Raw genomic sequence first — 25,846 nt, 5'->3', positions numbered from 1 at the left:
CTTCATATCGCCAACCTCCGTTTCACCTGATTTAACACGGGATCAAGCAGGGCTTCGCTCCCCATCTCCACGATCGTACTGAAAATGACCTTGGCGGTGTAGACCAGCGTATTGGAAATCGCCTCGTTCTCGTTCCGCCGCAGCCTGTACAGCGCTTCGTCGAGCACGTCGGCATCCAGCCGCCGGAGCGTGTCGCGGACATAGCCCTGCGGGTAGGTGCAGGCGCCCAGCTGCAGCCGGCCGCAGTAGTACAGCCACGAGACCGCGTCACGGAACACCTCCGCTTCCTCCGGCGTATAGCGGGAAAGCTCGCATCGCTGCAAGATCGCCGCTATGGCCTCACGCCCGTCATCCGCGCCCGCGCGCGGGACTGTCGGAAGCTCATCATCAGTATCCCTATACTCTTTCTTACTCTTCTCTTTCTTACTTGTGTGCGGTTTTTGCAGGTCTAGACATGCCGTTTCCGCACCCGCAGAAGTGCAGTCTCCACAGTTCAAGACCTGCGGTTTTGGCAGGTCTTGATGTGCCGTTTCGGCAGGTCTTGCCAGCGTCCCAGCGCCTGTATCCTGCTGGAATTCCGTCATATCGCCCCGCAGGTTGGCCGACACATCCTGTTCCGGCGCACTATCCCCTTCCTCCAGATATGCAATTTCTACAGGTCTTGTCTCCGTGCAGAACGGCGCGCAGTCATAACCGTAGGCCGCCTTTTCGTCCAGCACCACCTCGGCCAGGAAGATACGGTTCGGCATACCGCGGCCCTGCCGCTGCTCCCAGACCAGGCGCCTGTCCGCCAGTTCCTTAAAGCAGGCTATCGCCTTGCGGTAGGAAACCTGCAGCTCCCGTGCCAGATCCTCGCGCGTGTAGATGATGTACACCTCGCCGTGCCGGTTCACCCAGCCGTTGCGGCGGGACAGCTGGTAGCGGTTGAGCAGGAATGTGTAGGCCACTTTGCTCTCCAAACCCATATCCATGTAACGCGGGTCGCAGAACAGCCACCGCGGCATCTGCATGTGGAAATAGGAAATAGCGCCGGACAGCTTCATCAGCGTAAAGTCCGGCCGGTCTTCTGCAGAGATGTTCTTTTTCATAAGGCAGCATCCTCGCTTTCGTTGTCTAATTCGTTGTTTCGATCCAGTTCCTGTTGGTATTGGTCGATCTGGTCGTCTGTTGGGATAAATGTCGTATGATCGGGCATATCATCCTCCTGATCGGGATCGTCCGGCTGCAGCAGGTCGGAATAAGGGGACTTCGGCTCTGCTGGCAGTTCAGGAGGGGGCACCGCCGATCCTGCATCCGGCGCAGGCTGCTTTTTGTTTTCCCCGCCCGCCGCACCGTCCGGCCTGTCCGGCGGGTAGTCATGGATGGACGCCGGCCGCAGCTTGCCGTAATCGGTAAATTCCGGCGGCGTTATCTTGTGCAGCAGCATCGGGTACTGGCCGCGCAGCAGGACGATGCACCTGTCGTTGCCCAGCCGCAGCACCTCGTCCGGCTGCATGAGCGCGCGCTGGGTGTTGCTGCGCGTCATGGAATACGGCCGGATGTTGTTCTGCAAGGGGGAGAACAGCGGCGTCTGCGGCTGTTGGTTATTAGTCACGCGGATGGTCGTCATGCCGCATTTCTCCGAAATGAATTTGGCGCTCGTCAGGTCGTTCACACCCAGGCAGATGGCGGCGTCGCAGCAGGCCGCCATCTCCTCCCACTCGTGCCGCGGGTACATGTCCGCCAGCTGGGAGATGGACTGCACCAGCACCTGGCAGCTCATGCCGAACGACCGGGTGAACGCGATGGAGCGCTTGAAATCCCCCAGCCTGCCGATGGACGGGAATTCGTCCAGCAGGAAGTTTACCCGCACCGGCAGCTTCCCGTCCTTCGTCTCCTTCCGCGCGTATGCCTCCAGACGGGAGAACAGCATGGTGAAGAACAGCGAGGACAGGAAGGTGTAGGTGCTGTCCTGCGCGGACAGGATACAGAAATAGGCGCAGGGCTTCTGTCCTGGCAGGGTGAGGTCTATCGTGCTGTCCGAAGTCAGGCTGTCCACCAGCGCATCGTGGAACACGTTCAGCCGGTTGCCGAGACCGATCACGATGTTGCCGCGCAGATTCTCCTTAGCGTTCAGGAACAGGCCGTAGGGGCCTTTGGCCGGATGCCCTGCAGGCAGCCGCTTTATCGTCTCATCTATCTGCTTGAGCCCGTCCTCGCTGAGCAGGCCGAGTACCCTGCCCAGTCTACGTTCGGACAGCGGCTTTGGGCGTCCGGCTGCGTCCGTGTCCTGCTGCACATAATAAAGCAGCGCCGTGAGCAGGTTGAGCTCGGCTTTGCTCCAAAAATCGTTGGCCTCCTTTTCACTTGAGGTGTTAGCGATGATGGTGGAGGCGATGACCGGTATGAGCCGCGGGTCGTGGTCCGCCTCGCCGATCGGGTCCCAGCGGTCCGAGTGCTCCATATCCAGCAGGTTAAACACCCGCACTTCGTAACCCTGATCGGTCAAGTAGCCGGCCATGCTTTCATAAAGTTCATTTTTGGGATCGGTCAGGACGATGCTCTCGCGCCGCTTCACGCACTGGAATACGAACGGCCGGACGAACCCCCAGCTCTTGCCGGTACCCGGCGCGCCCACGACCAGCAGGCTGCCGGCGAGGCCAGCCTTTTTACTGGACGCGACATAGTCCGCATAAGCATCGCTGTCCAGCGGGTCGTCCTTATGCTTGCCGTAGACCGTGCCGGAAAGGCTGTCCAGCCTGCCCACATCCAGTACCCGCTCCATCTCTTCCCGCATCATGAACCGGCTCGAGCCGTGTGTGCCGTCCGGCAGGATATCGAACCCGCGCCTGTCCTTTACCGGATGATAGCCGGCTATCCAGTTATACCCCTTGCGCGTCAGCAGGCAGGCCAACGTGACCAGTGAGGCGGTGACAAAAATACCGGTGGGGGTAAACGGGGCGATCAGGTTGAGGAACGGGTTTACCGTCCAGATATCCGTGATCCCACTGTCCGCGTCAAAGGACTGGCAGACGCCGAGCCGGACGGAGTTTACCAGCATGCCGTAAAAGTACCAGATGACTACGCCAAGGGCGGCGTACAGCTTCCCGCTCCCCGGGTGCCGGTCCCGCCAGCGCTTTGTCTTTTTCAGTACCCGCTCCTCCAGCCTGGCAATCTGTTCAGACAGGCGGCGCATGGCGCTCACCGTCCTTCAGCCGATCCAGGATGTCATTGGACAGGGTGGCGGAGGAATAGAACGGCGGCCTGTAATACTGCTTCAGAAAGCGGTTCTGCTCCTGAAAGCCTGCCAGCACCAGCCGCTGGTACCCTTTCCGCCGGATCTGATGCGCGGTCTCCTCTATTTTCCGGATATCCATGTCCGCGACCAGCAGGAACGCCGTATGATCGTTCGGATCGATCCAGTCTGCACCGATCCCGCTGTCCATCTTGCCGCCGTAGCCCCACAAGGCCCTGCATATCTTTGTCCGGTAGTCCGGATACTTCAAGATATGGAGCTGGCGCACGCCCTGCATGGAGCAGGGCAGGTAAAGGCACGGCTCCTGTGCCATCCGGTAAAAGCGGCCGTATGATACGCAGCGGCTTCGTGCCGATACTGCTTTGGACGATCCGTGCAGGGCGCTATGGATCGCCGCATAGTCAGCGCCGCAAAACAGCAGCGCCCCGCAGGTACAGCCGGCGCCGGTGCAGACGCCTTGCAGGAGATCTGTCTCCCGCGCAGGATTTACGACCCTGTCCATGCCGGGCGAGACATAATACACCGCATATACGGTGTCCTGCAGCCGGAGCAGCCCTGCTATCTGGTTATTCCCCAGCACCTGTTGTCCCCGCCTTGCGCGCAGGGCAAATGCCGGCAGATAACCGTCCCTGCTCCGCAGCTCCTCTATCGCTGTCAGATAAGGGTAGATGCCGGCAGCATACATCGTCGCCGTGATCTCAGCATGCTCGAACCGCCGGCCCACCCGCTGTGTGTGGGCGTCAGGGTGCAGCGGGATGCCGCTGTCCTGTAAGAGGCGGTACCCTTTTCTTGTCAGCCGCCAGCCATATACGGGATCGCAGGCTTTCAGCAGTTTTTCCTTCTGCAGTTCCTCCATAAGGGACGTGCGGAAGACCGAACCTGCGTACCGTTGCACACATGCGTCCCCCACGTTGCGGCACCAGCCGATCAGCCGCGCGACCTCCTTCGCATTCCGCATCGCCATGCCGGTCCTGCCCCCTTTCCGGAAAGTACCGTTCTGCTTTGCATAGGCCGCGGTATTTTTCGCCTGTTGTCTGTCCTCTTCCAACTTTTCATGTGCTTCAACCTCCTGTAAGTGTATCTTTCGCTACTTTTACGCAGTACCGTCCGGTTTTGCAAACCAACAAAGCCGAACGGTACTACCGTATGCTTTTGCACCAAACTACCGTCCGGCTTTGCCCAAAGTACCGTATCCGTTTTTCAGGGCTTGGAGCGGTTTGCAGCCGTATCTTTCCCGAAATTCCGGCCGGAAAGATAAGCCGCGGCCTCGTGATACGGCAGCACCATGATCTCCGTACAGCCCCTGCCGTCCGGCACGGTGTCCAAGATCAGGCTCACGGTGAACTGGTCGTCGTCCTCGAACAGCACGCCCTTGAGGGCGTTGGTCACGGCCTTCCATTCGCGGTTATCCGGGTCGTAGACGCTGCCGCCCCTCCGGTCCGTGTGCTCCGTGATGGCCACGAACGCGTGCCGGTACCACGGCAGCACGCCGCCGCGCCCGCGCCACTGGCGGAGCAGCTCCAGGAGGCTGTTCTCGATGTATCCCGTCGTCCGCCGCCGTGCGTTCTGCAGCAGCGTGTCCAGCCGGATCGCCGTCCAGCCCTCCCGCGTTACCGAGACCGTCCCCGTGAGGGCGGGAGCGCGCGGCGCGAGCCGCAGCGGTTTTCCCTGCCTGCCTTTCTCCAGCAGCCCGCCGAACGTGCGGCGGGCGGTGAGCACCGCGGTCTCCGCCGCGCACAGGGCTTCATCCGCCGTCCGGCTGCGTTCCGGCGCGTCCGGCGGGAGCTGTTCCAGCTCCCGCGCAAGATGGTATGCCTCCTGCAAATAGAAACTGGGGGTGTGTTCATTCGTCATATTCGGTATCCTCGTATTCGTCATAGTCGGTATCCTCCTGATCTGTGTCTGTCATTCCTGCCGCCCAGTCTGCGCGCTGCCGCCGGAGCCGTTCCAGCTCCTGCCGCTCCCGTATGCGCTCGATGTCCCGCGGGTCGGTGGTGATGAGTTCCAGCTCCCGTTCAGACGCGATGATATCCACGCCCAGCCGGTTGCGGCCCGCGCAGAGCAGCGCCTGCCCGCGCGTAAACTCCGCGTGCATCTGCATCTCTTCATCGGTAAGATGGTAATGCTGCTGGATGAGCGCCGCCTCCTCCGGCTCGGTCATCAGGGCGAACTTGATGCGCGCATTGTTGAGCAGCGCCTTGCCGTACTTGCCGTTCTCCAGCGCAAAGAAGTCCTCCAGGTCCTGCGACGCGCCGATGGCCGCCGCACCGTACCCGCGCACGGTCTTGAACAGCTCAAGGACGAACCCTGCCGCCTCGGGGTTGGAGCCCGCGCCGATGAGAGACCAGATCTCGTCCAGGATAATGATCTTCTGCTCGCTGCGCGAGCGCTTGCAGTAGTCCAGACAGATATCCGCCGCCAGCAGGGTGCCGAAAGCCAGCAGGTCTTTGCCAATGTCCGAGATATCCAGCACGATGTATTTGTTGCCCATGTCGATGTTGGTCTCCCCGCCGAGGTTTGCCGCAGAGCCGTTTACGAACCGGCTCAATACAGACGCCAGCGGTTTTGTTTCCTCCTGCTCCATCAGCAGGTCATAAAAGTCCCTTGGCGTGGGCTGCCGTCTGGGCTGCCCGTCCTCATCCAGCAGGCTGTCGTTATCCCGCGTGACGCCGAACCGCCCATATAAACGGATAAGGGCAACATCCAGCCTGCCCATATCCTCCTCGGTGAGGCTGCGGCGCAGCAGGGAGAAGTAGATGTGCAGCCGGCTGATCTTGTCCGCGAGCAGCGAATCCCCGCGCGTCTCCGTCCGCTCCAGCTCCGCGTCCACATCCAACGAAGTCCGCCGGATCTCCATGAAGTTGATGCAGTCCGTGGAGGATGGCGCGAGCCTGATGTACAGCCCGCCGATCGCCTCGCACGCGGCGCGGTATTCGTGGCCCTTGTACGGGGCGATGAGGAAGACCTGCCTGCCCTGCTGGCGGTACCGCATGGCGATAAGCTGCAAAAGGAAGGTCTTGCCCGCGCCGGACATGCCCAGCCCGACCACGTTGGCGTTGCTGTAGCGGTCGCTGTCAAAGATATCGAGCATACAGACCGAACGGCTGCGCCGGTCACTGCCGATGAGGATGCCGTTCTGCTCGCAGAGCTCCATGGAGTAGAACGGGAACGCGCCCGCTACGCCGGACAGCAGCGCGTTGCGCCGCGCCTTGCGCGCGATCTCCGGCGCAACAGACACCACCGGCAGGAAGGAATGGAACGCCTGCTCCTCCTCGTAGTCACAGCGCTTGCAGATGATATCCTGCGAGGAACAGAAACGCTCCACCTCCGCGACGCGTGTCTTCAGAAGCTCCGGTGTGTCCGCTGTGACCTCGATCAGGGTGTACATATCGTAGTAATCCTCGTTCGCCCTGTTCATCTGGGACTTGATATACTGCCCGGCATAGATGGCGCTGTCCATCTGCTCATAGTCCGCACGGGTATCGTCCACGTCCCGCATCCGGCTGCGGCTCCACATGGTGGAGTTCGCCACCTTGGGCAATATCTTTTCCCGCGGCTGCCGGTGCAGGGTGACGGAGAGCGAAATCCCGTCCCCCAGCCCCACGAGCGCCGCCAACCAGCCGCCGCGCACCAGGCTGCGGTAGCCGTAGCCCGCGATGTACAGATAGGCGTGGTACACGCCGTCCAGTTCGATGCAGTCCCGCGCGGTGAAGTCCGCCGAGGCGGGGCAGATTAGGTCCATCACGCCGGTGGGCTTGTATTTTTCGGTCTTTGCGCCGCGCTTTTTCCGGCCACGTTTTGGTTTGGAGGCTGTTTCTTCGTCCGTTGTCTCCACATCTTCGTTTTCCTGCCTCGCGGCGGCTCCCTCTGTCGCACTAGCTTCAGCCGCGTCCGCTTCCGCTTTTTCCTCTGCCGCAGCAGACGCGAAGCAGTCCTCCAGCATAAAGCGGAAGCCCACCGGCAGGCGGATGTTCCGGCTGGTCCCCTTGCACAGCATCCCGAAGACCGTCTCCACCATCTGGTTGTCTATATACTGCGGCTCCACCACCGTGAGCCCGCAGCGGGCGAGGTACCCCTTTGCCGTGGCCGCAATGCGGTACAGCTCCGTGTATGGGCTTGGCCCCATGTCCGCTTCATACTGGTACGCGATGAAGAAGCGTGTGGTAAAGGCGCCGTCCTGCACCATGCTGCGCACCTGCCGGATATTATCCTCGATGCACTGCCGGCACAAGGGGGCTGTTTCCCGTTCCCAAAATTCCTGCATCCGTCTGGTGTAGTGCTCCACATCCACGGGCTGGGACAGGCACAGGAGCTGTATCCGGCGGGGCGCGATGCGCAGCCAGGCGGCAAAGCAGCTGATGATGCGCTCCCGCTCCGCTGTGTTCTGCAGGAAGAAGTTCATAGGCAGTACCTCGAACAGCCCGACCATCCTGCCGTCCCGTGTACGGATCACGCCCTGATCGATATCCGCGATGGGCAGGCTGCCCTGCAGGTCCTTATCTGCGGGCGTGAGGCTTTGCGCCGCGCCGGCCTGCGCGCCGAAGATGAGTTCTTTTACGTTCATATTTGATAATGCCTCCTTTGTTCAGTGCGATGCGGCGGTTTTTCCGCCAGCGGAGATAGGTGATAAGGAACCGCGACAGCGGCTCGTCCCGAATGCCTGCCAGTGCAAAGCCGCAGACCGGCACCAGCAGGCAGAGCGAGAGGATGAGCTTCACGGTGAGGGAGAATGGGGTATGCTGCGCCACCAGCGTACACAGCCCCACCGTGGGGGCGGCGAGCACCGCCGCCTCGATGCAGTTGCGCAGCTCGAACAGGCCGAGCACACGGCCCGCGTCCGTGAAATTCACGGGGATATAGTAAATGTCTTCATTTGGATGCATCCTGACCACCTTCCGCTTTTTCCATTACAACATCAAATAATCTCTCGCGCTCACATTGGAAGTCCCGCAATGCAATGGCGGTATTTTGAATACGGCTGTGCAATATAGCTTCCAGAGCGCATAATATCCGCTCTCTGCTCCCTGGCGTGAGGGAAAATTCCGTCCGCTCGATACAGTTGATCCGCTGTACTGTAATGCCGGACTGTGCAGATAATTCACGAAGCGTTATGCCGTGTCTGATACGAAAAAGCCTTATGCGCAGCACATGTCCGTCTGAATATGGGTTCATGATTCTATCTCCTCCTCTCATCCCAGCACCCAGAACGGCCCGCCGGCCGCGGCGCCTTTGTTGCATTCCGCGAGGAACACGCCAAGGTCCCATTCCTTTTGGCTGCGCTCATAGCTGGCGCAGTCCGCTACCAGGATCTTGCCGCTGTCCGTGACACCCCGCAGCACGATGAAATGTCCCCCGCGGGTGAAATGCCCGGCGGACATGATCGCGATCACGAGCTTGCCTTCCTGCAATGCCTTTACCAGCTCGGTCCCGCTCCGGCCGATGCCGCGGCAGGGGACGTTGTAATGCGCCGCCCCATCTGGGATCAGGCTGTGGTAGCTCCCGCTGCCTTCGCAGCGGTGGCCCGTTTTTACGGACCAGTCACAGACCTCCGGCGGCGTGACGATGGTATCCGTTAGCGTGGATACGCAGATGGCAAGCGACGTTGGCCCGCAGCCCGCCCCCGCGATCGTATTGGTCTGGCCGTACATCAGCCCACCCCAGCGGGGATCGTACTGGCTGAAATACACGACGTCCCTGGAATTACCCCTGCCGGTGAACACCACATCGGAGAAATCCATATCCGCTGTGTTGTCCACAGACCCGCCCGGCGCACTGTATTCCGCGTCGCAGATGGTATTGTAAATGACCTCCGCCCACATGCGCTGCTGCCCGTCCATGCCCAGCTTGTCCATGAGTTCGGTTGGCGTCATGTCTGAGATCACCAGCACATAGCCGATGAAATCCCCCTCCGCGTCATACTCCGCCTCGAGGTCATATTGGAGCTTGGCCTGCATGGTCCGGACGATCTTCGCTTCGTCTATCGTCATCACGTCCTGCTCGCTGTACACCGAGGTAATGGCGATCATCCAGTAATCGTTCGTGTTGCCGAGCCGCTTCTCGATGCGGATAAAGCCCAGATCCTCCGGCAGGAGCGATACGAACAGGTCTACCGCCTGCTGCTCCAGCGTGCGCTGCCGCTTCCATGCGGCGGTGAGCTCCTCCGCATGGGCGGTCATCTCTTGGATGTCTGCCGAGGAGGCGCTGGGCGAACCAAACAAATTGCATGGGATGGACAGCAGCATCAATAGCGGCAGGCCGAGGCAGATCAGCACGGCGATACCTGCGGCTTTGAACAGTGCCGGCGCGGCCTGCGCTGCGGCGGCTACTGCCGCGCTGGGTACGCCGCCCCTCCATGCGGCCTGCGCGATCTGTGCCGCGGCCGCGGCGATACGGCCGCCGTTACTTTTTCTTTCTTCGTTTATGACGTCCCCCTCCTCTTTCTGTGGGTGTCCTGTCCCGTGTGAGCGGTTGCGCGCTGCGGCGCAGGGTACGCGGCTGGACGGCAGGCGGCGGCGCCACCATATCCGGCGTGTGGACGCCCGGGGTGACGTCCGGATGGGATGCCGTATCCGGACGATCTGGTTTTCTTTCCCGTATCGCTGGGGTAACTGTAGGGCGGCGGTATGCGGGTGCAACATCCGGCTGCAGTTTTGCGGATAGCTGCGCGTGTGCCTGCGGTGGCGACATGGCCTGTCTGTCCTGCACGGACGTCGGTCCCTGCGCCCCAGCCTGCTGTGCAACGGGGATACCCTGCTGCCGTACTGGGGTGACTGGGAGTGGTGCAGTCTCCTGCGACGATGCCGCGGGCTTAGGCTGCTGTCGCGCCGGTGACACGGCCTGTGCGGTGGACGGTGCAGTAACAGGCGCTGCGTTCGGTTGTGCTGCAGTTGAGGCGCCGCCCTGTGCGGGATGGGCTGCCTGTGGGGTATGCTCCCTTGGCCGAACGGTATGCGCAGTAGTCGTTGTCCCAGCCGATGTGTTCCACGGAGGGGATACGGTCTGCTGCCGTGCTGGTGGAACAACTGGTGAGGCCGCAGTCCGACCCTGTTGGGGCGGTGCAGCAGCAGCGGTGGATGCTGCTCCATGTGCCTGACGTTCCTGCGGCATGTGGACTGCCGATGCACCACCTGGGGCGGAGGCCGTCCCTTTCCCAACTGGGGACATGCTGCCAGCGTGGCCAGTCAGAGGATTCGGCATGACATGCACGCCCGCTGCCCGTGCGGACGCTTGCTCAGTTGTGTTTCGCCTTTCCCGCTGCGGCGATGGCGGCATGACTGGGCTGATCTTACCCGCCTGCGGCGTATGCTCTGGCCGCCTGTTTCCATGCTCCGCTGTGGGTGCGCCGCGTTCCGGTGCTGCCCCGATGCCGGAGTGTACCTGTTCCGGCGGCTGCGGTGTAACAGGGGAGACCATATGGTTGGCCTGTCCATCCGCTGTGCGCTGCGGCATGACCGGCGGCAACTTGCCGTCTGTCTGCAGCGGGCTCATGCGGCCGAAATTCTCCGGAAGCGGGCGCTTCGGCGGCGCCGGCGGCGTCACCCTGCCGCCCGCTTCGGAGATGGTTTCGGCGGCGCTGCTGTTTTTCTCCACATGGCTGCTGATATGGCTTTCATCATCAAAGTCATCCGCGTCGATGGAGACCATCCTGCGCACCTGCCGCATCATCTCCGTATTGTCCGCACCGTACCGGCGGCGGAAGACCTCCAATCCCTGCGCGGCCCGCATACCCGAGCCCGCACCGCGGGTCACAGCCGTCCCTTCTGCCGCCGTCCGGCTGCGGATGCTTTCCTTTCGGCTGTCTGACAGCCTGCCGCTGGAAACCGGTCCCCCTGTACCGTTCTTCCCCATACCGCCCCAGAGCGGGCCTTCCCGCGGCGGAGGGCCGGAGGTATTGCTGTGTCCGGCAGACGATGTGTGTTTCGCCGCCGTGCGCGTCACGACGGACGCGATGCTGCGCAGGGCCATGGCCGTGAGCGCGCCGGGGAAGCGCGCACCCAGCGGGTCCCCGGTAAGCGCAGGGTTCAGGCCGATGCGCAGGATAACGCCGTCCATCTTCTTTGCCATACGAACGATGCCGACTACGAGCATCGCCCACGGGATGATCGCCGCGCCGTTCGGGTCTGTGGAGAGCGCGGACAGCACCAGCTTGACGAACACCAGATTGAACACCATGAGTACGCACATGCTGGCGAACATCCGCAGCCAGCCGCGGAAGATATCGCCCGTGCTTTTCGACCCGCCCATCGCAAAGGCCAGCGGCGCGCAGTACGTCAGGACACAGAGGATAACGTACCGCTCCGCGACCTCGAAGAACAGCCGGATAAGCTGCCACTGGATGACGATGTTTACCACGATGACGATGAGCCAGCCCGCGTTGGGGAGCGTATCAAAGGTTTCCTCCCCAAACGGGTCAAAGGTGACGGCGTCCGGCGCCTGCAGCATCTCCATGACCGTGGCGGACAGGCCAAAGCCAATCGCACAGATCTGCCGGCTGACGAGCAGCAAAAAGGAAAACATCGCGCTGCGCAGGAACAGCCGTCCCGGCTCCTCCGCCTCGATGCCGACGCCCGAGGCCATGGAACGCATCGCCTGATACGCCAGGTTGCCGATAAGCAGCGCCCAGCCCACCGCAACAAAGATGTTTGCAATGTCGTCTATGACCGGCACGCGTTCTGCGAAGTAGGAAAGATCCACATTAAACAGCTCCATGAGCTGGTCCAGCAGGTATTCCACCATCTCATACCACAGCGACGCCAGCCATTCAAACAGGGCTTTTACTAACTTTTCGAGAATTTCAGGTTTCCTCCCTTCCAGTAAAACAAAAAAACGGCGCCGCATCAGGGAAAATGTGATACGGCGCCGCTAACAGAAAAGACGCTTCAGTAACAGAAGCGTCTTTATCTTATTCAGTTGTTATCCTCATGTTTTTTCTTTCCTGTCCCTGCAACTTCTTCGATCATCCCTGTAACCACGGTATTAAGCTGTGCTGCATTTTGTGAAGAGATAACAGGCCTTCCGGTTTCCGCCTCAAGAGCTTTTTTGGCTATTCCGGCTACGTTACCGCCACGGCGGGCAACCTCTACATTTTCTGCAAAAGTTTCCGGCTTGGCCTCTTTGGAAATATCCTTTGTTGAGGTTTCTGCAAGCATATTCAGGATAATTTCCGTTGTCGTCATATTATCCCGCAGATTTTCCTTTTTCAGACCCTTCAGCTTTTTATACTGCCGCGTCGTCATACCAGACCATGCACGGGTGATCTCGTCTGTAAGTATTGCATACTCAACACCCTTTTGCACACCGCGATCCTGCCATTCGTCTGTAAGCTCTTTGCGGACCTGGATCGCCTGCAGCCGTTGGTTGATCCATTCTCTGGAATACCCCTTTTTCAGGTAGGTCTCAAGCGCACGGTCTATGATGAGTTCCGGATCTATGGTTTCTTCGATCCGCTCCCGTCCGACTTCTGCAAGCCACAGTTTGAACGGCTCTGCTTTGGGAGAGGGGATCGATTGGATGATGCGCAGCAATTGTTCGGTGTTTGCAGCAAGCGTTTTGCGGAGCTTTCCTGTCGCGGTTCGCATGGCTATCTGGGGACAATCTGTCCCCAGGTACGTACCCAGCTGCGCATCTCGCTTACGCATCTTTTTTAAATAATCAGTAGGATTTACGCTGTCCGTCAGAATCGCAACAACATCAACGACAGAAAAGTACCATTCCTCTTTTTCCTCGTCCCATACCGTTCGGATCTCCTTGTTATCGAAAAGTTGCATCTTATCACGTTCCATTAGAGATATCCTCCTCAAAACAACATCATTTTACCAAGGATCAAGCCGTTTTTCAAGCGTCCAACAGAGGTTGGGCTGTATTTTGCATATTACTTTTGCTCTTGCGAATATAGCAGAATTATCCTATAATAATGCCATAATTTATGGAGGCAGCTGCAATGAAGATCAAGTCCTCTACCGTCCTTCGAAATGGCTATAATACGATCTCTACTCTCGCGCACGAAAACCAGGAGCCGATCTATATCACCAAAAACGGGGAAGGCGATATCGTCCTGATGAGCGTAGATGCATTGGAAAACCGTGAACAGGTCCTGAAGCACCGTGCGGCGATCCTTGAAGCGGAATTCTCCAGACTCAACGGCGAACCTACCTATTCTGTTGATGAAATCCGCAAAATGCTGAAAGAGAAGTATCACAATGCCTGACGCACACAGCTAGTGATCCTTACCCCTGCAGGGGAGGATATTGACCGTATCTCGGATCTGCATTTGATGCTGGTTGGGTCGAGATCCGCAGAAGAGATCACGGACAGACTGCTTGATACCATCTCACTTCTTGCAGAGCAGCCATACATGGGTGCTCTGCATCCGGATGCTTTTTTAGCGCAGCATCAGTATCGAAAGCTGATCTGCGGCAATTATGTCTGCATCTACAAAGTAATCGGCCAAACGGTCTATGTATACCGTATCGTAGACGGCCGGACGGATTATCCGAAGCTGCTGCGATAACGGTCATTCCAGCGTCGCCAGCCCGTCAAAAAGCGGGCGGACGTAGGCGATGAACGCGCCGATGCCGTTGATGATGACCCAGGCGAGCCAGACTCTTTTGAGCCACTCCCACGCGCTGTCAGCCTTTTGCTGCGTGCCGCTCATTTTGGCGCCGATGACCGCCACCGCGCTCATCAGGCCGGCGAGTACGGTTGAAATGGCGGCGATCTTGGAATACACGTCCTTGATGATGCGGTCCGCCGCCGTCCACATGTCCTCCACGGCAAAGGCCCGCGGGATCAGGACCGCGGCGATGACCAGCAGCACCAGCGCGATACGGTAAAATAAGAAGGCGCGTTCCATCCATCCGAGGGCGGGACGCGCCTTTTGCAGTTTATTTTGGTTCAATGGGAAATTCCTCCTTTGGTTGACTGGCCTGTACAGCCCTGCTATAATAGGCAAAGCAATACAAGGTAAGAGGTGTGATGAAAATGGCATGGACCGATGGTAATCTGGCAAGCGCGCTTACCGAGCTGGAGGCCGCTGAACGCCGGCTGGAAGCAGGGGAGCGCAGCCGCGACCTGAAGCAGGCCGCGCAGCACGCATACAATAGCGCCTATGTCAACGAAAATCCCGCGCAGGCGGAATGGCGGCGCGAGATCCTGGAGCGGGCGCAGCATGTGATAGATGCATGCTGCTAATGTAGCAGCGCGTTCACTCCGTCTGCTTGACAAAGCGGCGCGCACCGCTTATAATAGATACACAAAGGGAACGCTGTTACAGCAGTCAGCCCCTATTGGGTATCAACAAAAGTTGACCGTTCGGGTACCAGCCGAGCGGTCAACGCGCTTTTATAAGTAAAATATGCAGCAAAAGGATTGCCCATATTACAATTCTTACGAATCGTCTCATAAAGCATCACCCCCTTTGTGGGGAGTGGGCTGACCGCCATATGTAACAGCGTTCCTGTGTCCAGTATATCACACAAGCCACTTGTCGTCTATACGTTCCGCCTTTCCAGGCGGTTTTTTTGTTATATTACGCAATTTGCAGCACTGATGATATCCCAAAACGCCTAGTGCGAGGCAGGCACATCCGCAAATCTGGTCTGGATGGTATACACGCACAGCGACCGGCTGGTCACACGGTTAATGAGCTTGACCGCTTCCGCACGGGTCAGGGTGTCCTCCGGACAGAACCGGTAGTTTCCCATACCTTCAAAATACGGCGCGGTGACGCCATTACGCAGAAACAATGTGCCGTTGTTTTTGCGTACCGCACCGGCGCTGAGCCGCACGTCGTCCCTGATATTGCTTACGGCGACTTTTAAAACGTTTTTTGCAGAAAGGCTCATAGGATAAGACCTATCCCCTACTTTGATCGTGCCATCCTCCACATGGGCGGTCTCCTGCCGACTGCCCACGCGCAGCGTGACGGTATCCAGCGTATAACTCTTGTCCGGCGAAACCGTATACGTCGCCGAGCCGCCGTCGTTCACACCCGTGCGGGATGCAGAAGCGGCCATCGATCTGGTCTATGCGGTACACCTTGCCGCCCAGCCAAACGCGCCCCTCGGACACATAGCCGGTTACGGACTGCACTCCATCGTCCAACCGTACCTCGGCGATCTCACAGCCGCGTTCAGCTTGCGCTCCGATATTCACATCATTCCCGCGCCTCACTTCAATACAGCTGCCACCTATGTCCACGCCCTTATCGCCGCTGACGCGGACGACCAGCGGCTGCTCCCCCGGCCTGCCGTTGCTGTAAAAATAGACGCTCAGATTTTCTTCTGCCGTCAACGCCATCGTGGCTTTGCCACCTGTGACCGTGAACGGATAGGTCTTGCCGTCTACGGTAGCCTCTTGCTCCGCAAGGTCTGCAGTATTCGCCGCGCCGATATCTGTATTTGCCACCTGTACGCGGGTGACCCCTGCTTCGCCGGAAGGCTCAGCGGTGATGGTCACGGTCTTGCCTGCGCCATACGTCCCGCCGTCGCTGACCTCAATGCCGCTGTCCGCGGTCACGGCGAGCCGGTAAGATACGGCTTCCGCAGCAGCGGACAAGATAAGGTTTCCAGTGCAGTTGCCTGGGACAGTAACCGTGACGCTCCGCCCCTCATGCTACAAGGGGAGCGCCATGCCGCCCGCGGTAATCTGCACCGGCATTCCCTCCGTCTTGATCTCCACGCTGGCCGATGTATCGCCATTAGAGGCGTTCACCGGCGTGATGCAATAGCCCTCTATCGGCACAAAGGATATGTCTCGGGCGATGCCGGTCTCTCACACGTTGACGCCGACCGCGCTGGATGTATAACCAGTACCGTTTTTTACTTCGCCGCGGTGCGTACCGCCCGCGGCATAGGACTGCGGGATAACCGTCGCCGCTATCAGCCACAGCGCCAGCAGTAAGATGGGGATGCGCAGTTTCTTTGTGGTCATGTTTTTTCTCTCCCGTATAATGTGGGGAACCGCATGAAACCCACTTGTTGTTCCACAATCCATGTGGGATAATAAGGCCAGCAGACAGAGGGCGCAGGTTGTCTCCTTGAAGTACAGCTTCCAAAGAGAGAATTGCGCCTCTGTCTTTGCGGGTGGACACGAATGGCTGGATAGCGAGGATGCGCTGGATATCTAACGAGGTTGTGTTCCGCAAAGAAGCGTGAGGGAACTCTGTCTGGAATTTTGAAAGAGGAGGTTTCCCATGCTCTACTGCGGGATCGACATCGCCAAATACAAACATGAAGCCACGGTCATAGGTGAGGCCGGCGCGGCCTTGCTGGACAGCATTTCATTTTCCAACAGCAAAGAGGGCTGTGAGAAGCTGGCGGCAATGTTCAGAAGCTGAACAGCTCAAGAGATGACCTGCTCATTGGCATGGAGGCCACCGGCCATTACTGGCCGAGCGCGTACGGGTATCTGCTGGAGCATGGCTTTGAAGTAAAGGTCATCAATCCCATCCAGTCTGAGGCTTTTCGGAAGATGTATATTCGTCAGACAAAGAATGACCGAAAGGACAGCTTCATTATCGCCCAGATCGTGCGCTTCGGGCAGTTCTTCGTCACGAATCTGTCACTTGTTTTCAGACACCTTTGGCGCTGCCTCTTGGGCGCCATTATCCTGAGCGAGATCGGAGACATCCATCGCTTTGACGCATCCAATAAACTGGTCGCCTTTGCCGGGTTGGATGTACGAGTCACACAGTCCGGTGAGTTTATCGGAACAAGGCAGAAAATCTCTAAACGGGGCTCACCGTATCTCAGGCGGGCCATCTGGCTATCCGCCTCCAAGGCGGCTTTTTGTGCCCCCATTCTCTCAGAGTATTACCAGTCCCTCCGTGCTCGCGGCAAGCACCATCTTACCGCGATCGGCACCATCTCCCGCAAACTCTGCAACACCATTTATGCTATTTTCAAGGAAGACCGGCCCCTGGCAGCCGGTACCTCCTAGAAACAAAAAGTGTCGAATAATAGCGACAAAAATTGAATTTCCTGTTTTTGGTTGTATTATCTTCTCAAATCTTTGTATTTGGGAGGATATACCTATGACAACCGTTCAGGATACGTTACGTTTATTCGGCATTACCAGATGCTACAAAGGGTTTCAGCACACCGCCCATGCCATCTGTCTGGTAGTTCATGATGAATCTCGTTTAGAGGCTGTCACAAAGAAAATCTATATGGAAACCGCCTCTCACTTCCACTGCAAATGGACTGCTGTGGAACGCAATATCCGAACTGCCGCTGCAAGAGCATGGAAAGTCAATCGTCCTTTGCTGTTCGAGATGGCCGGCTATCCGCTGGCCTGTATTCCTACCGCCTCCGAATTTATTGAGATCCTGGCTTCTTACATACTGCGTTTATCCCAACCGCAGACCCAACTGCGGCCTCTTGCTATGCTTTGATCCCTCCTTATCTCCCTTTCGTTTTTTCACTCAGACCTCTTGAATTTTTACCGCTGGCTTCTCCATAAAATACAATGAGCCGGTATGAACGGAAAAGGTCATACCGGCTCATGCCAATATTATAAGGCTTGGTTTGAAATGAGATAAGCGGCGGTCCTGTCAAATGCGGGCGAGCTTTCCTCCGCCTGCATATCCGGTATGGAGCGCCACAGGCGGTCCACCCGGGCGACACCGCCCAGATCAGTGTAGACCACCAGCTGCTCCATACCGACTTTGTCATTTTCCAACCGCAGATGGACTGCATATCGGGTCTCGTTGATCTGTAGCGGCTGGGTGTACTGGATCAGGTCGAATTCGCTCGCATCTGCCCAGTGGTACAGCTCGCTTTCGGCCAGTTCGCGCACCGTACCGTATGCGCCCAGCTGGATAGCAGCGCTGTTCAGCACCAGCTCCGCGCTGACCGATGTGAGTTCATCCGTTCCGGCAGACGGCTCCTCGCCCGTATCAAGTGCATACAGGGCGGCCGTACCTCCTGACGCGAGTTCCACATCACGCCGCACCAGCGGCACATCCTGTACCGTCTCATTCTCTGCATCATCCCATCCCTCCAAACCTGTCTGTTCCATCTGTGTAAATACCGCCGTGTCCGTATCGGGTACCTCCATTTTCGGTGTATCGTCTGCGCAGCCTGTGGGCAGAAGCAGAGCCCCCGCCATGCAGGCGGCGATCATGCCGCGGAATTTCATTGTATCATCCTTTCATCGCATTTCCTGTCCGATCACGCAGAACCGGTAAGCCGGTTCGTTCGCGATACAGGTGAGCATAGTGATCTGGTCGCCTGCCGTGGGGTTCAGCACGTCCGTATCTGTAGCAAGGATGCGTCCGGCAAAGGTAACGCGGTAGGTGCGGATGCCGAGCGAGGTCTTATAAGTGACGACATCCCCAACCTGCACATATTTCAGATTTCCGAAATACGGCCACGAGCCGCGGTTGTGGCCGCAAAACGAAACATTTCCATTCCAGGCGCTTGTCCCGTCCACATGACCGGCGCCCTTTTTCATATTCTCATAGGTGGCTCCAGGGTAGACATAAGCGAAAATGCCGCGGCTGCCGATGGAGACCGCACCGAAATGCCCATTTGTGGTGGTGAGCTGGCTTTGGGCAGTGTAGCCACCTCCCATACCCTCCAGCCGGTTAAAGGACAGGCCCTCCAGCCATCTGGCGAGCCGCCGGCGCAGGATGACCGTATACTCGGTTTCCTCATGCCCCTGTAAAACCGAAAGCCGTACTTCGGCATCCGTACCCGCACATACTAGCGGCTTACGACGTCATGGATGCGGCGCTCCTCGTTATAGACATAGATGTGGACAATATGCCAACGCAGATACCAGAGCACTGCCGCCAGCAGGAACAGGGCTGCCAGCCCTGTCACGATCGCGACCTGCGATACGGTAACGTCCGGATCCAGCCCGGGCAGGACCGGTATCTTGTTTCCCGTATAGGTCACGGTGTAGACCACGCTCCCGACGCTGGTTTTCCCCACCTCGCCCTTGTAGACTGCTGTAGCGCGGTATCCGTCCGCCACTTCGCGGGTCGTATAGGTGGTCTTGCTGTATGTCGCCGTTGCCGTCCAGACCGCGGTAACATCGGAATCCTCCACGTTTTTCGTTTCAGACCAGCTCAGGCCTGTCAGCGGCAGGGTCAGCCCGTCTGCCTGCACAGTCTCCGGCACAAGGCTGCGGTCATTGTAGGCCAGCTCATACGTTTTGGTGACGGTATGTGGGTGGCCGTCCGTGACCGTGCTGTATCCGGTCGCCTCCACCTGAATGCTCTGCACGTCCAGCAGCAGTTCGCCGGTGTAGCCGTCTTTGCTGTATGGTCGTGTCGCTGGGAACTGGCCGATCACATCCGCCAGCTCACCGGAGGGCGCGTCCACCGTGACCGTTTCCTCGGCCTGCTTTTTGTCTGTTATCTCCTGGTCGGCCTTTTCCATACGCTGATAGCGGTACCAGTAGCCGTCCTGAGAAAACGGCTCCTCACGGAGCAGAGCGGGATCGATGTCCGGCGCCAGCTCAAAAGTCTTGGTGAGTGTCGGCACTCCGTTGATCTCAACCAGTTCGGTGCTGACCGGCTCAAAGCTTGCTTTGTCGCCGTCGAGCAGCACCTGTTCGCTTTCCTGTACTGCGCCCGCCGCGCCGATAAACAGCGCGGCGAGCAGCGGCATAATCAGCCTCTGCAGTTGTTTTCTGTTCTTCATATTGCAAAGCCCTTTCTTTCTTTTTAGAATCCAGTCTGCGGGAGCGTAGGCTTGGTATATGTGGGCGCGCGGTAGATTTTAGTCACCCATGCGCTGACAGCGTTGTCCCACTCGCCCTGATACGAGCCGCCGCAATCCGCGCGGTTGATGATGTTATAACCATTCGCCATGTAATCCGGCACATAGACCAGCAGCGTCGCTTTCTCGGTCATTTTGAAGCCAGCCGGTACGGTGCCGAACTCAAAGCGGATATCGGTCACATATTCGCCGGCCGCCAGTTTGAGTGAGCCACTGTCGATCTTGAACGAGTATGCGTTAGTCAAAAGCAGGTTATCTGCCAATGTCCGGTAATCATTCATGTTGGTCTTAAAGGTGATCTTATACCAGACGCGGGCATTGTAGGTACCGGTGGTCAGCGTGGCCGCGCGCACCGCGTCCGTGGGAATGCGGTCATGCCAGAAGAAGTTGTCCAGCGTAACATTCGAGTTATTTGCAATGTTCGTGAAGTCATACCGCATATTCGAGCCGGCGTCTACCGTGTAGTTGCCGGTCTTTTCAATGGTGGTCTGGATGTTTGCCGGGTCGTTGTACATCTCGATCTGCACCACGTCGCCTTCCACCTTGGGCTTGGCCTCTACCTTTTCGTTGTTCAGCTGATAAAACCGCGGCACCTGCACCTCCTGCACATAGTAGCGGCCCAGTGGGATCGGGTTGGAGGCGGCAATGCCTCGGGAATCCGAGGTCATGGTGTCCACCACGCGGCCGATGTCGGCGTTGGTGATCTCGAACACCGCGCCCTCGAGCAGGCTGCCTTTCGACTGATTCGTGACTGGGTTGTCCTGCGAAGACTTTTTGACCACCTGTATCTGGCCAAGGATCGGGGTGTTTTCCACGACAAGCTCGGTCGTCTCGCCGCGCCGGACGCGGAGCGTGCGCACGGTATCGTCCAGCACATAGCCTTCCGCGGCAGCGACCTCCTCCACCTTGATCTTGATTTCGCTCTTGCCGTCTGTCAGCAGGTTGTCCAGTTCGATGTAGCCGTCCTGATCGGTACTGTACTCGCCAATCAGGTTGTTGTGCCCATCCTTGATGAGAAAGCGTACCCCATAGACGCCCTCGCCTGTCACGGCGTCGACCTTTTTAATGCGCACGCCGGCGAGCTTTTCATTTTCAAAGGTGACGGTCGCCAGCTCCCCGGACGTTACAATCACGTTCTGCGGGGTCGGGTCCAGCCGGTAACCCTCCGGACAGGATAGCTCGGTCACAATATAGACGCCGTCCTCCAGACCGGAAACCGTCACAAGGCCGGAGGAATCCGTGGTGTAAGTGCCGACCATCTCGCCATTCGCCTTTTCCACTGTAAACGCGCAGCCGTCCAGCGGCTGGTTTGTACCTTTGACGACTTTGCGGATCTGCAATCCGTATGCCTTTTTATTCGTGAACACCAGTTCCATGCTCCCGCTATCCTTGATCTCAAAGGTCTTGGGTGTATCCTGCAAAATATACCCGTCCGGCGCTTTGATCTCCGTCACAATATAGCTGCCTGCCGGCAGTCCGTCCAGTGTGATAGCGCCGTTTGCGTCGGTTTCGGCTTCCCTGACAAACTCGCCTCTGGATTTGGTGATCTTGAACACAGTCTTTTTGAGCGGCTGGCGGGTATCCTCGTCTATCTTCTTATATGTGATACGACTACTGCATAGTCATATTACTCGACGTGTTGAACAGCTTCCCGCTCTCCACGTCGAGCAGACCTTTCAAGTAGTATAGCAGTATGGTTGTAGTGTAAGGGGAGGCAGCTTGTCCTATCTGTTTCGAATGATATGTTGTTCTTTTGCAGTTGCAGCAGAGCAGAAAGCCCGCACGACCTATGACAACCTGCTGCGCCTGATCGACAATCCAGATGTCCGCGAGCCGCTCAAATTCCTCCGTGAACGGGAGATCGTACACTTCCAGCGCTTCGGCGACGCCCTGCGCGTCGTGCAGGAGAACCTGGACGCGAAGAACTACTATGCCTTCAATCCCGCAATCGACATCCGCCCGCCTGAAAGGACCTGGGCGCCCAAGCTGCCCAACCTTTCCGCCGGCGCTGCGGCGCCTGCCGAACCGAAAAAGGCCTGAGTTTTCCTTTCCCAGCCTCCCCGCTGCAGCGGGGAGGCTTTTGTTATTGAACATATTATAAGGTGAAAATACTTTTATTTTTTCGCTTAATCTGGTATACTATACATGTATTTCTATCAACTGAATATAGAAATTGAGGAATGAGTATGACAGAAAAAACACTGGTAATCACCGGCATGGGCGCGGTAACGCCCATCGGCATCGGGGTCGCCGCCTACTGGGAGGCGCTCAAGGCCGGCCGCTGCGGTGTAGGCCCGATCACCCGTTTCGACGCATCCGGCCTGCCCGTGCAGATCGCGGCCGAGCTGAAGGGTTTCGCCCCCGTCGACCACATGCCCAAGGCGCTCGCGCGCACGATGGACCCCTTCATGCAGTTCGCTTTCGCTGCCGCGCAGGAGGCGCTCGGGAACAGCGGGCTTTCGGTTTCGGGCGAGCCCGACCGCATCGGCATCGTGATGGGTACGGCGATGGATGGCGTGACCACGGTCGCGCAGACACAGTCCGCGTTCGACGCGGGCCACCGCGTCGGCCCCCGCTTCGTGCCTATGACCATCGGCAACATCGCCGCCGCGCAGATCGCCATTGCGCATGGCATCTGCGGGCCGAGCCTGACGCTCAACACCGCCTGCTCCGCGGGCGGCGACGCGATCATGACCGCCGCCATGCTGCTGCGCACCGGCGAGGCGGACGCGGTGCTCGCGGTCGGTGGGGAAAGCATCCTGTGTCCGATTGTGGTGTCCGGCCTGTCGCAGGCCAAGGCGCTGTCCCGCCGTAACGACGACCCTGAACATGCCTGCCGCCCGTTCGACCTCGACCGCGACGGGTTCGTTATCGGCGAGGGCGGCGGCGCGCTCATCATCGAAACCGAGGAACACGCCCTGGCGCGCGACGCCGATATATACGCCGTGCTGGCCGGCTGGGCCAACACCTCGGACGCGCATCACGTCACCGCGCCCTGTCCGGACGGCGCGGGCGCCGCGGCCTGTATGAAGCGGGCGCTCGGACGCGCCGGCCTGCCGCCCGCCGCCATCGGCTACATTAATGCGCACGGCACCTCCACCCCGTTGGGGGACAGGGCGGAAACGCTGGCGGTCAAGGCCGTGTTCGGCGGACGCGAGACCGCGCCCCCCTTGTCCTCGACCAAATCCGCCACCGGACACCTGATGGGCGCGGGCGGCCTGACCGAGGCGATCGCCTGCATCCTAGCCATCCGTGACGGTATCCTGCCGCCCACCCTGCACCTTGAAAATCCAGATCCGGAATGCGACCTTGATTATGTTCCCAATCAGGCCCGCCGGGCGAATATCGACTCAGCCATGAGCAACTCCCTCGGCTTCGGCGGGCAGAACTCCAGCATCGTCCTTTCCCGATACCAGAAATGAGGCCCCTTTGAAATGAAGAATGAATATACCTATGATGTGTCCATGTTTCGGGACACCTTTGAGACTCGGTTCACCTATTTGAACGGTTTTTTACGCAACGTATCCCGTTTCGGCGCGCGGCCGGCGCTGCACGACCCTCTCTCTGGCCGCCGCTGGACCTACCGCGAGCTGAATGCCGCAGCCAACCGCTTGGCGCACGCGCTGCGCGCGGACGGGGTGGGGAAAAATGACGTGGTGATGTTCGCCCTGCTCAATTCTCCTGAATTCGTGTTCTGCTATCTGGCGGCGCACAAGATCGGCGCCATCGCCTGTCCGGTCAACTACCGCCAGGGCGCGGGCGAAATCGCGCTCGTGATCGACGACAGCCGCCCCAAGGCGTTCCTGTACGACGCTGCCTTCGGCGAACTGTCCGGCGACGCGCTTGCGCTGTGCGAGTACAAGCCGCAGGCCGTTGTGATGGTCGATTACCGGGGCGGCGCGCAGGCGCCCGACGGTCATGTCTGTTATCCGGATTATGTGTCCGGCCAGTCGGAGACCGACCCGCCGGTCGATTTCGCCCCCCATATCTACGACGAAACCACCCGCCTGTATACCTCGGGTACGACCAACCGGCCCAAGGGCGTGCCGATCAACAATGTCAACGAGGTGCTTTCCGCGCATGATGTGATGATGCATTTCCCGCTGGGTCCGACCGACCGCACGATGAATATGACCCCTTGGTTCCACCGCGGCGGCATCCATTCGGGTGGCCCCTGCCCGACCCTGTACGCGGGAGGCGAGGTCGTCATCCTGCGCGACTTCGCGCCCAAGCGCTGTCTGGAATACACGGAAAAATACCGCATCTCTTTCCTGATCGGCGTACCGACCATCATCGCCATGCTCGCGCGCACCCAGGAACGCACGCCCGCCGACCTGTCCGCGCTGCGCGGCATCGTAACCATGGGCGCGCCGTTTGAAAAGGCCGCATGCGAAAAATACATGCAGCTTCTGACCCCCAATATCTTCAACGGCTACGGCACCACCGAAACGTTCTGGAACACTTTCCTGCGTCCGTTCGACCTGCCCGCCCGGGCTGGCTCAGCCGGCCGCTCCTGCACGGACGACGAGGTGCGCCTGGTCGCCCTCCGCGCGGACGGCGCGCACGCGGAGCCGGAGGATACCGTCCCGCGCGACGGGGAGACTCCGGGCGAGATCATCATTTCCTCCCCCGCGAAAAGCGCGTTTTGCTATTTCAATAATCCGGAAATGACCGCCCGAAAATTCTATAAGGGCTGGCTCTACACCGGCGACGTGGGTACCTGGGATGAAGATGAATTCGTTACCGTTGCCGGACGCAAGGACGACATGATTGTGTCCGCGGGCGAGAATATCTATCCGGCGCAGATTGAAGCCGTGCTCAACGGCCACCCCAAGGTCGCGGAAAGCGCGGTCATCGGCGTGCCGGACGCGCTGCGCGGCGAAGTCGTGGCGGCATACGTCGTCCCGTCGGACGACAGCCTGACCACAGAGGAGCTCAAAGCGTACTGCGCACAAAGCCCCATGCTGTCCTCCTATAAGTGGCCGCGCGTCTACCATATCGTTAACGAGCTGCCGCACACCGCAACCGGCAAGCTGATGCATTACAAGCTGCGCGAGGCACTGGGCTGACCGGCAGGGGGAACCGTGCAGTGGGCTGCGGGACGCCGGCCGTCCTGCAGCTCCTTTTTATCCGTCGACAAACCGAAAGGAGATGGTCACATGATGGTGATACGCAATGAAACGGCAGGCGACTATACCGCCGTGGAAACGCTCACACGCCGTGCTTTCTACAATATTTATATCCCGGGCTGTGTGGAGCATTACCTGGTCCACTGCATGCGCGGGCATGCGGACTTCCTGCCGGAGCTGGATTTCGTACTCGAGCTGGACGGGCAGGTCATCGGCAATATTATGTATACAAAAGCCAAGCTGGTCGGCGAGTCGGGTATGGAAAAGGATATCCTGACGTTCGGCCCGCTCAGCATCGCGCCGGAGTATCAGCGGAAAGGCTATGGGACGCGGCTGATGGAGCATTCGTTCGTGCGTGCGGCCGCCCTTGGGTATGATGGGATCGTTATTTTCGGCAGTCCCGCCAATTATGTGGGCCGCGGCTTTCAGAGCTGCAGGCGGTTCCATATCGCCACGGAGGACGAGCGCTTCCCCGCGGCGATGCTGGTCAAGGAGCTTGTCCCCCATGCACTCGGCGGGGAACGCTGGGTATATTATGGCAGCCCCGCTATGGAGGTCGATGAGAAGGCGGCGGCGCGGTATGATGACAGCCTGGAGCCCATGGAAAAGCGCCGTCTGCCCAGCCAAGAGGAATTTTATATCATAAGCCGCTCCTTCCTGGCATAGGCAGGGCGGGGCTGCCCCGCCCTTTCCGAGAAAGCGCAGCGCGGCGGCCGGAATGGAAAAATGCAGCCGCCGCGCTTAAAAAAACATTG

29 protein-coding genes are annotated in these 25,846 nt (G+C 59.0%); 10 read left to right on the top strand and 19 right to left on the bottom strand.

Translation table 11 applies throughout. From position 1 onward, the window contains the following. Nucleotides 1–2: 2 nt before the first annotated feature. The 10 genes from OCV66_RS10055 to OCV66_RS10010 form a co-directional block, all read right to left on the bottom strand. On the bottom strand, nucleotides 3–1,088 hold the full coding sequence (locus OCV66_RS10055) for a replication initiator protein A (protein ID WP_147574226.1): 1,086 nt from the start codon (nucleotides 1,086–1,088) through the stop codon (nucleotides 3–5). Then, entirely contained in the window at nucleotides 1,085–3,175 is a 2,091-nt protein-coding gene (locus OCV66_RS10050) for a VirD4-like conjugal transfer protein, CD1115 family (protein ID WP_147574225.1), read from the bottom strand. Before OCV66_RS10050 ends, OCV66_RS10055 begins: the two co-directional genes overlap by 4 nt. Next, the gene (locus OCV66_RS10045) at nucleotides 3,159–4,199 is read right to left on the bottom strand and encodes a hypothetical protein (RefSeq protein ID WP_147574224.1); all 1,041 of its coding nucleotides are present in this window, start codon (nucleotides 4,197–4,199) and stop codon (nucleotides 3,159–3,161) included. The genes OCV66_RS10050 and OCV66_RS10045 overlap by 17 nt, the downstream gene beginning before the upstream one ends. 236 nt (nucleotides 4,200–4,435) lie before the next feature. Beyond that, nucleotides 4,436–5,113, bottom strand: coding sequence for a hypothetical protein (locus OCV66_RS10040; RefSeq protein ID WP_147574223.1), 678 nt, complete (start codon nucleotides 5,111–5,113; stop codon nucleotides 4,436–4,438). Beyond that, nucleotides 5,079–7,799 (bottom strand): VirB4 family type IV secretion system protein, encoded by a 2,721-nt coding sequence (locus OCV66_RS10035; protein ID WP_262564392.1) that lies wholly within the window; start codon nucleotides 7,797–7,799, stop codon nucleotides 5,079–5,081. The genes OCV66_RS10040 and OCV66_RS10035 overlap by 35 nt, the downstream gene beginning before the upstream one ends. Next, on the bottom strand, nucleotides 7,732–8,118 hold the full coding sequence (locus OCV66_RS10030; protein ID WP_262564390.1) for a hypothetical protein: 387 nt from the start codon (nucleotides 8,116–8,118) through the stop codon (nucleotides 7,732–7,734). Before OCV66_RS10030 ends, OCV66_RS10035 begins: the two co-directional genes overlap by 68 nt. Beyond that, on the bottom strand, nucleotides 8,105–8,407 hold the full coding sequence (locus OCV66_RS10025) for a helix-turn-helix domain-containing protein (RefSeq protein ID WP_107631233.1): 303 nt from the start codon (nucleotides 8,405–8,407) through the stop codon (nucleotides 8,105–8,107). The genes OCV66_RS10030 and OCV66_RS10025 overlap by 14 nt, the downstream gene beginning before the upstream one ends. Before the next feature lie 17 nt (nucleotides 8,408–8,424). Beyond that, nucleotides 8,425–9,507, bottom strand: coding sequence for a C39 family peptidase (locus OCV66_RS10020; RefSeq protein ID WP_262564388.1), 1,083 nt, complete (start codon nucleotides 9,505–9,507; stop codon nucleotides 8,425–8,427). A 127-nt stretch (nucleotides 9,508–9,634) separates the two neighbouring features. Beyond that, complete coding sequence (locus tag OCV66_RS10015) at nucleotides 9,635–11,971, bottom strand: hypothetical protein (RefSeq protein WP_262564386.1); 2,337 nt, start codon at nucleotides 11,969–11,971, stop codon at nucleotides 9,635–9,637. A 170-nt stretch (nucleotides 11,972–12,141) separates the two neighbouring features. Next, nucleotides 12,142–13,017 (bottom strand): BRO family protein, encoded by an 876-nt coding sequence (locus tag OCV66_RS10010; protein WP_054328462.1) that lies wholly within the window; start codon nucleotides 13,015–13,017, stop codon nucleotides 12,142–12,144. A gap of 158 nt (nucleotides 13,018–13,175) precedes the next feature. Here OCV66_RS10010 and OCV66_RS10005 point away from each other — a divergent pair, with 158 nt between their 5' ends. Both OCV66_RS10005 and OCV66_RS10000 read left to right on the top strand, forming a co-directional pair. After that, the gene (locus OCV66_RS10005) at nucleotides 13,176–13,442 is read left to right on the top strand and encodes a type II toxin-antitoxin system Phd/YefM family antitoxin (protein WP_054328461.1); all 267 of its coding nucleotides are present in this window, start codon (nucleotides 13,176–13,178) and stop codon (nucleotides 13,440–13,442) included. 12 nt (nucleotides 13,443–13,454) lie between these two features. Further along, the gene (locus OCV66_RS10000) at nucleotides 13,455–13,745 is read left to right on the top strand and encodes a type II toxin-antitoxin system RelE/ParE family toxin (RefSeq protein WP_262564384.1); all 291 of its coding nucleotides are present in this window, start codon (nucleotides 13,455–13,457) and stop codon (nucleotides 13,743–13,745) included. Nucleotides 13,746–13,748: 3 nt separating this feature from the next. Here the strand turns inward: OCV66_RS10000 and OCV66_RS09995 are convergent, their stop codons facing one another. Then, nucleotides 13,749–14,132, bottom strand: coding sequence for a hypothetical protein (locus tag OCV66_RS09995; protein WP_262564382.1), 384 nt, complete (start codon nucleotides 14,130–14,132; stop codon nucleotides 13,749–13,751). 77 nt (nucleotides 14,133–14,209) lie between these two features. Here OCV66_RS09995 and OCV66_RS09990 point away from each other — a divergent pair, with 77 nt between their 5' ends. Continuing rightward, nucleotides 14,210–14,425 carry a hypothetical protein gene (locus OCV66_RS09990; RefSeq protein ID WP_054328280.1) on the top strand — a complete coding sequence of 72 codons (216 nt, stop codon included), beginning with the start codon at nucleotides 14,210–14,212 and terminating at the stop codon, nucleotides 14,423–14,425. A gap of 374 nt (nucleotides 14,426–14,799) precedes the next feature. Here the strand turns inward: OCV66_RS09990 and OCV66_RS09985 are convergent, their stop codons facing one another. Genes OCV66_RS09985 through OCV66_RS09970 form a run of 4 tightly spaced genes read right to left on the bottom strand, consistent with a single transcriptional unit; the run spans nucleotide 14,800 to nucleotide 16,165 of the window. Next, the gene (locus tag OCV66_RS09985) at nucleotides 14,800–15,078 is read right to left on the bottom strand and encodes a hypothetical protein (RefSeq protein WP_147574220.1); all 279 of its coding nucleotides are present in this window, start codon (nucleotides 15,076–15,078) and stop codon (nucleotides 14,800–14,802) included. A 10-nt stretch (nucleotides 15,079–15,088) separates the two neighbouring features. Then, on the bottom strand, nucleotides 15,089–15,790 hold the full coding sequence (locus OCV66_RS09980; RefSeq protein WP_054328282.1) for a hypothetical protein: 702 nt from the start codon (nucleotides 15,788–15,790) through the stop codon (nucleotides 15,089–15,091). 57 nt (nucleotides 15,791–15,847) lie between these two features. After that, nucleotides 15,848–15,976, bottom strand: a complete 129-nt coding sequence (locus OCV66_RS09975) for a hypothetical protein (RefSeq protein WP_256435199.1) — start codon at nucleotides 15,974–15,976, stop codon at nucleotides 15,848–15,850. A 30-nt stretch (nucleotides 15,977–16,006) separates the two neighbouring features. Next, complete coding sequence (locus OCV66_RS09970; protein WP_153802400.1) at nucleotides 16,007–16,165, bottom strand: hypothetical protein; 159 nt, start codon at nucleotides 16,163–16,165, stop codon at nucleotides 16,007–16,009. A 262-nt stretch (nucleotides 16,166–16,427) separates the two neighbouring features. Here OCV66_RS09970 and OCV66_RS09965 point away from each other — a divergent pair, with 262 nt between their 5' ends. From OCV66_RS09965 to OCV66_RS09955, 3 genes are all read left to right on the top strand, one after another. Beyond that, complete coding sequence (locus tag OCV66_RS09965; RefSeq protein WP_243182426.1) at nucleotides 16,428–16,571, top strand: IS110 family transposase; 144 nt, start codon at nucleotides 16,428–16,430, stop codon at nucleotides 16,569–16,571. A 29-nt stretch (nucleotides 16,572–16,600) separates the two neighbouring features. Next, a complete protein-coding gene (locus tag OCV66_RS09960) occupies nucleotides 16,601–17,173 on the top strand; it encodes an IS110 family transposase (RefSeq protein WP_054328283.1) in 573 nt (190 codons plus the stop codon). 94 nt (nucleotides 17,174–17,267) lie between these two features. Then, complete coding sequence (locus tag OCV66_RS09955; RefSeq protein WP_054328284.1) at nucleotides 17,268–17,627, top strand: sporulation initiation factor Spo0A C-terminal domain-containing protein; 360 nt, start codon at nucleotides 17,268–17,270, stop codon at nucleotides 17,625–17,627. A 119-nt stretch (nucleotides 17,628–17,746) separates the two neighbouring features. Here the strand turns inward: OCV66_RS09955 and OCV66_RS09950 are convergent, their stop codons facing one another. From OCV66_RS09950 to OCV66_RS09935, 4 genes are all read right to left on the bottom strand, one after another. Next, entirely contained in the window at nucleotides 17,747–18,373 is a 627-nt protein-coding gene (locus tag OCV66_RS09950) for a hypothetical protein (protein ID WP_147574219.1), read from the bottom strand. Nucleotides 18,374–18,385: 12 nt separating this feature from the next. Next, complete coding sequence (locus OCV66_RS09945) at nucleotides 18,386–18,808, bottom strand: class D sortase (RefSeq protein WP_054328286.1); 423 nt, start codon at nucleotides 18,806–18,808, stop codon at nucleotides 18,386–18,388. Between the two features lie 131 nt (nucleotides 18,809–18,939). Further along, a complete protein-coding gene (locus tag OCV66_RS09940; RefSeq protein ID WP_147574218.1) occupies nucleotides 18,940–19,884 on the bottom strand; it encodes a hypothetical protein in 945 nt (314 codons plus the stop codon). Nucleotides 19,885–19,907: 23 nt separating this feature from the next. After that, nucleotides 19,908–21,569 (bottom strand): MSCRAMM family protein, encoded by a 1,662-nt coding sequence (locus OCV66_RS09935; protein ID WP_407925835.1) that lies wholly within the window; start codon nucleotides 21,567–21,569, stop codon nucleotides 19,908–19,910. Between the two features lie 112 nt (nucleotides 21,570–21,681). Between OCV66_RS09935 and OCV66_RS09930 the strand changes: the two genes are divergently transcribed. The 4 genes from OCV66_RS09930 to OCV66_RS09915 all read left to right on the top strand — a co-directional run bounded on the left by OCV66_RS09930 (nucleotide 21,682) and on the right by OCV66_RS09915 (nucleotide 25,757). Continuing rightward, complete coding sequence (locus OCV66_RS09930) at nucleotides 21,682–22,002, top strand: manganese catalase family protein (protein WP_407923227.1); 321 nt, start codon at nucleotides 21,682–21,684, stop codon at nucleotides 22,000–22,002. 146 nt (nucleotides 22,003–22,148) lie between these two features. Continuing rightward, nucleotides 22,149–23,384 carry a beta-ketoacyl-ACP synthase II gene (fabF, locus tag OCV66_RS09925; RefSeq protein ID WP_054328290.1) on the top strand — a complete coding sequence of 412 codons (1,236 nt, stop codon included), beginning with the start codon at nucleotides 22,149–22,151 and terminating at the stop codon, nucleotides 23,382–23,384. 12 nt (nucleotides 23,385–23,396) lie between these two features. Continuing rightward, the gene (locus OCV66_RS09920) at nucleotides 23,397–25,031 is read left to right on the top strand and encodes a class I adenylate-forming enzyme family protein (RefSeq protein ID WP_147574217.1); all 1,635 of its coding nucleotides are present in this window, start codon (nucleotides 23,397–23,399) and stop codon (nucleotides 25,029–25,031) included. A 90-nt stretch (nucleotides 25,032–25,121) separates the two neighbouring features. After that, a complete protein-coding gene (locus OCV66_RS09915) occupies nucleotides 25,122–25,757 on the top strand; it encodes a GNAT family N-acetyltransferase (RefSeq protein ID WP_147574216.1) in 636 nt (211 codons plus the stop codon). The last annotated feature ends 89 nt before the right edge of the window (nucleotides 25,758–25,846 follow it).

The sequence above is a fragment of the Agathobaculum ammoniilyticum genome, from assembly GCF_025567315.1.
Classification (GTDB): Bacteria; Bacillota; Clostridia; order Oscillospirales; family Butyricicoccaceae; genus Agathobaculum; species Agathobaculum ammoniilyticum.
The sequence above is the reverse complement of the archived record's forward strand: the minus strand, read 5'-3'. Positions and strand labels throughout refer to the sequence as shown.

Coding starts and splice junctions, on each gene's coding strand:
- OCV66_RS10035 (WP_262564392.1), bottom strand. CDS start 7,799: ATGAACGTAAAAGAACTCATCTTCGGCGCGCAGGCCGGCGCGGCGCAA.
- OCV66_RS09990 (WP_054328280.1), top strand. CDS start 14,210: ATGAAAATGGCATGGACCGATGGTAATCTGGCAAGCGCGCTTACCGAG.
- OCV66_RS09945 (WP_054328286.1), bottom strand. CDS start 18,808: ATGGGAGGTGGCTACACTGCCCAAAGCCAGCTCACCACCACAAATGGG.
- OCV66_RS09965 (WP_243182426.1), top strand. CDS start 16,428: ATGCTCTACTGCGGGATCGACATCGCCAAATACAAACATGAAGCCACG.
- OCV66_RS10005 (WP_054328461.1), top strand. CDS start 13,176: ATGAAGATCAAGTCCTCTACCGTCCTTCGAAATGGCTATAATACGATC.
- OCV66_RS09920 (WP_147574217.1), top strand. CDS start 23,397: ATGAAGAATGAATATACCTATGATGTGTCCATGTTTCGGGACACCTTT.
- OCV66_RS10055 (WP_147574226.1), bottom strand. CDS start 1,088: ATGAAAAAGAACATCTCTGCAGAAGACCGGCCGGACTTTACGCTGATG.
- OCV66_RS10025 (WP_107631233.1), bottom strand. CDS start 8,407: ATGAACCCATATTCAGACGGACATGTGCTGCGCATAAGGCTTTTTCGT.
- OCV66_RS10050 (WP_147574225.1), bottom strand. CDS start 3,175: ATGCGCCGCCTGTCTGAACAGATTGCCAGGCTGGAGGAGCGGGTACTG.
- OCV66_RS10015 (WP_262564386.1), bottom strand. CDS start 11,971: ATGGTGGAATACCTGCTGGACCAGCTCATGGAGCTGTTTAATGTGGAT.
- OCV66_RS09985 (WP_147574220.1), bottom strand. CDS start 15,078: ATGAGCCTTTCTGCAAAAAACGTTTTAAAAGTCGCCGTAAGCAATATC.
- OCV66_RS09950 (WP_147574219.1), bottom strand. CDS start 18,373: ATGAAATTCCGCGGCATGATCGCCGCCTGCATGGCGGGGGCTCTGCTT.
- OCV66_RS09915 (WP_147574216.1), top strand. CDS start 25,122: ATGATGGTGATACGCAATGAAACGGCAGGCGACTATACCGCCGTGGAA.
- OCV66_RS10010 (WP_054328462.1), bottom strand. CDS start 13,017: ATGGAACGTGATAAGATGCAACTTTTCGATAACAAGGAGATCCGAACG.
- OCV66_RS10030 (WP_262564390.1), bottom strand. CDS start 8,118: ATGCATCCAAATGAAGACATTTACTATATCCCCGTGAATTTCACGGAC.
- OCV66_RS10040 (WP_147574223.1), bottom strand. CDS start 5,113: ATGACGAATACGAGGATACCGAATATGACGAATGAACACACCCCCAGT.
- OCV66_RS09960 (WP_054328283.1), top strand. CDS start 16,601: ATGGAGGCCACCGGCCATTACTGGCCGAGCGCGTACGGGTATCTGCTG.
- OCV66_RS09940 (WP_147574218.1), bottom strand. CDS start 19,884: ATGAAGAACAGAAAACAACTGCAGAGGCTGATTATGCCGCTGCTCGCC.
- OCV66_RS09970 (WP_153802400.1), bottom strand. CDS start 16,165: ATGACCACAAAGAAACTGCGCATCCCCATCTTACTGCTGGCGCTGTGG.
- OCV66_RS09955 (WP_054328284.1), top strand. CDS start 17,268: ATGACAACCGTTCAGGATACGTTACGTTTATTCGGCATTACCAGATGC.
- fabF (WP_054328290.1), top strand. CDS start 22,149: ATGACAGAAAAAACACTGGTAATCACCGGCATGGGCGCGGTAACGCCC.
- OCV66_RS10045 (WP_147574224.1), bottom strand. CDS start 4,199: ATGGCGATGCGGAATGCGAAGGAGGTCGCGCGGCTGATCGGCTGGTGC.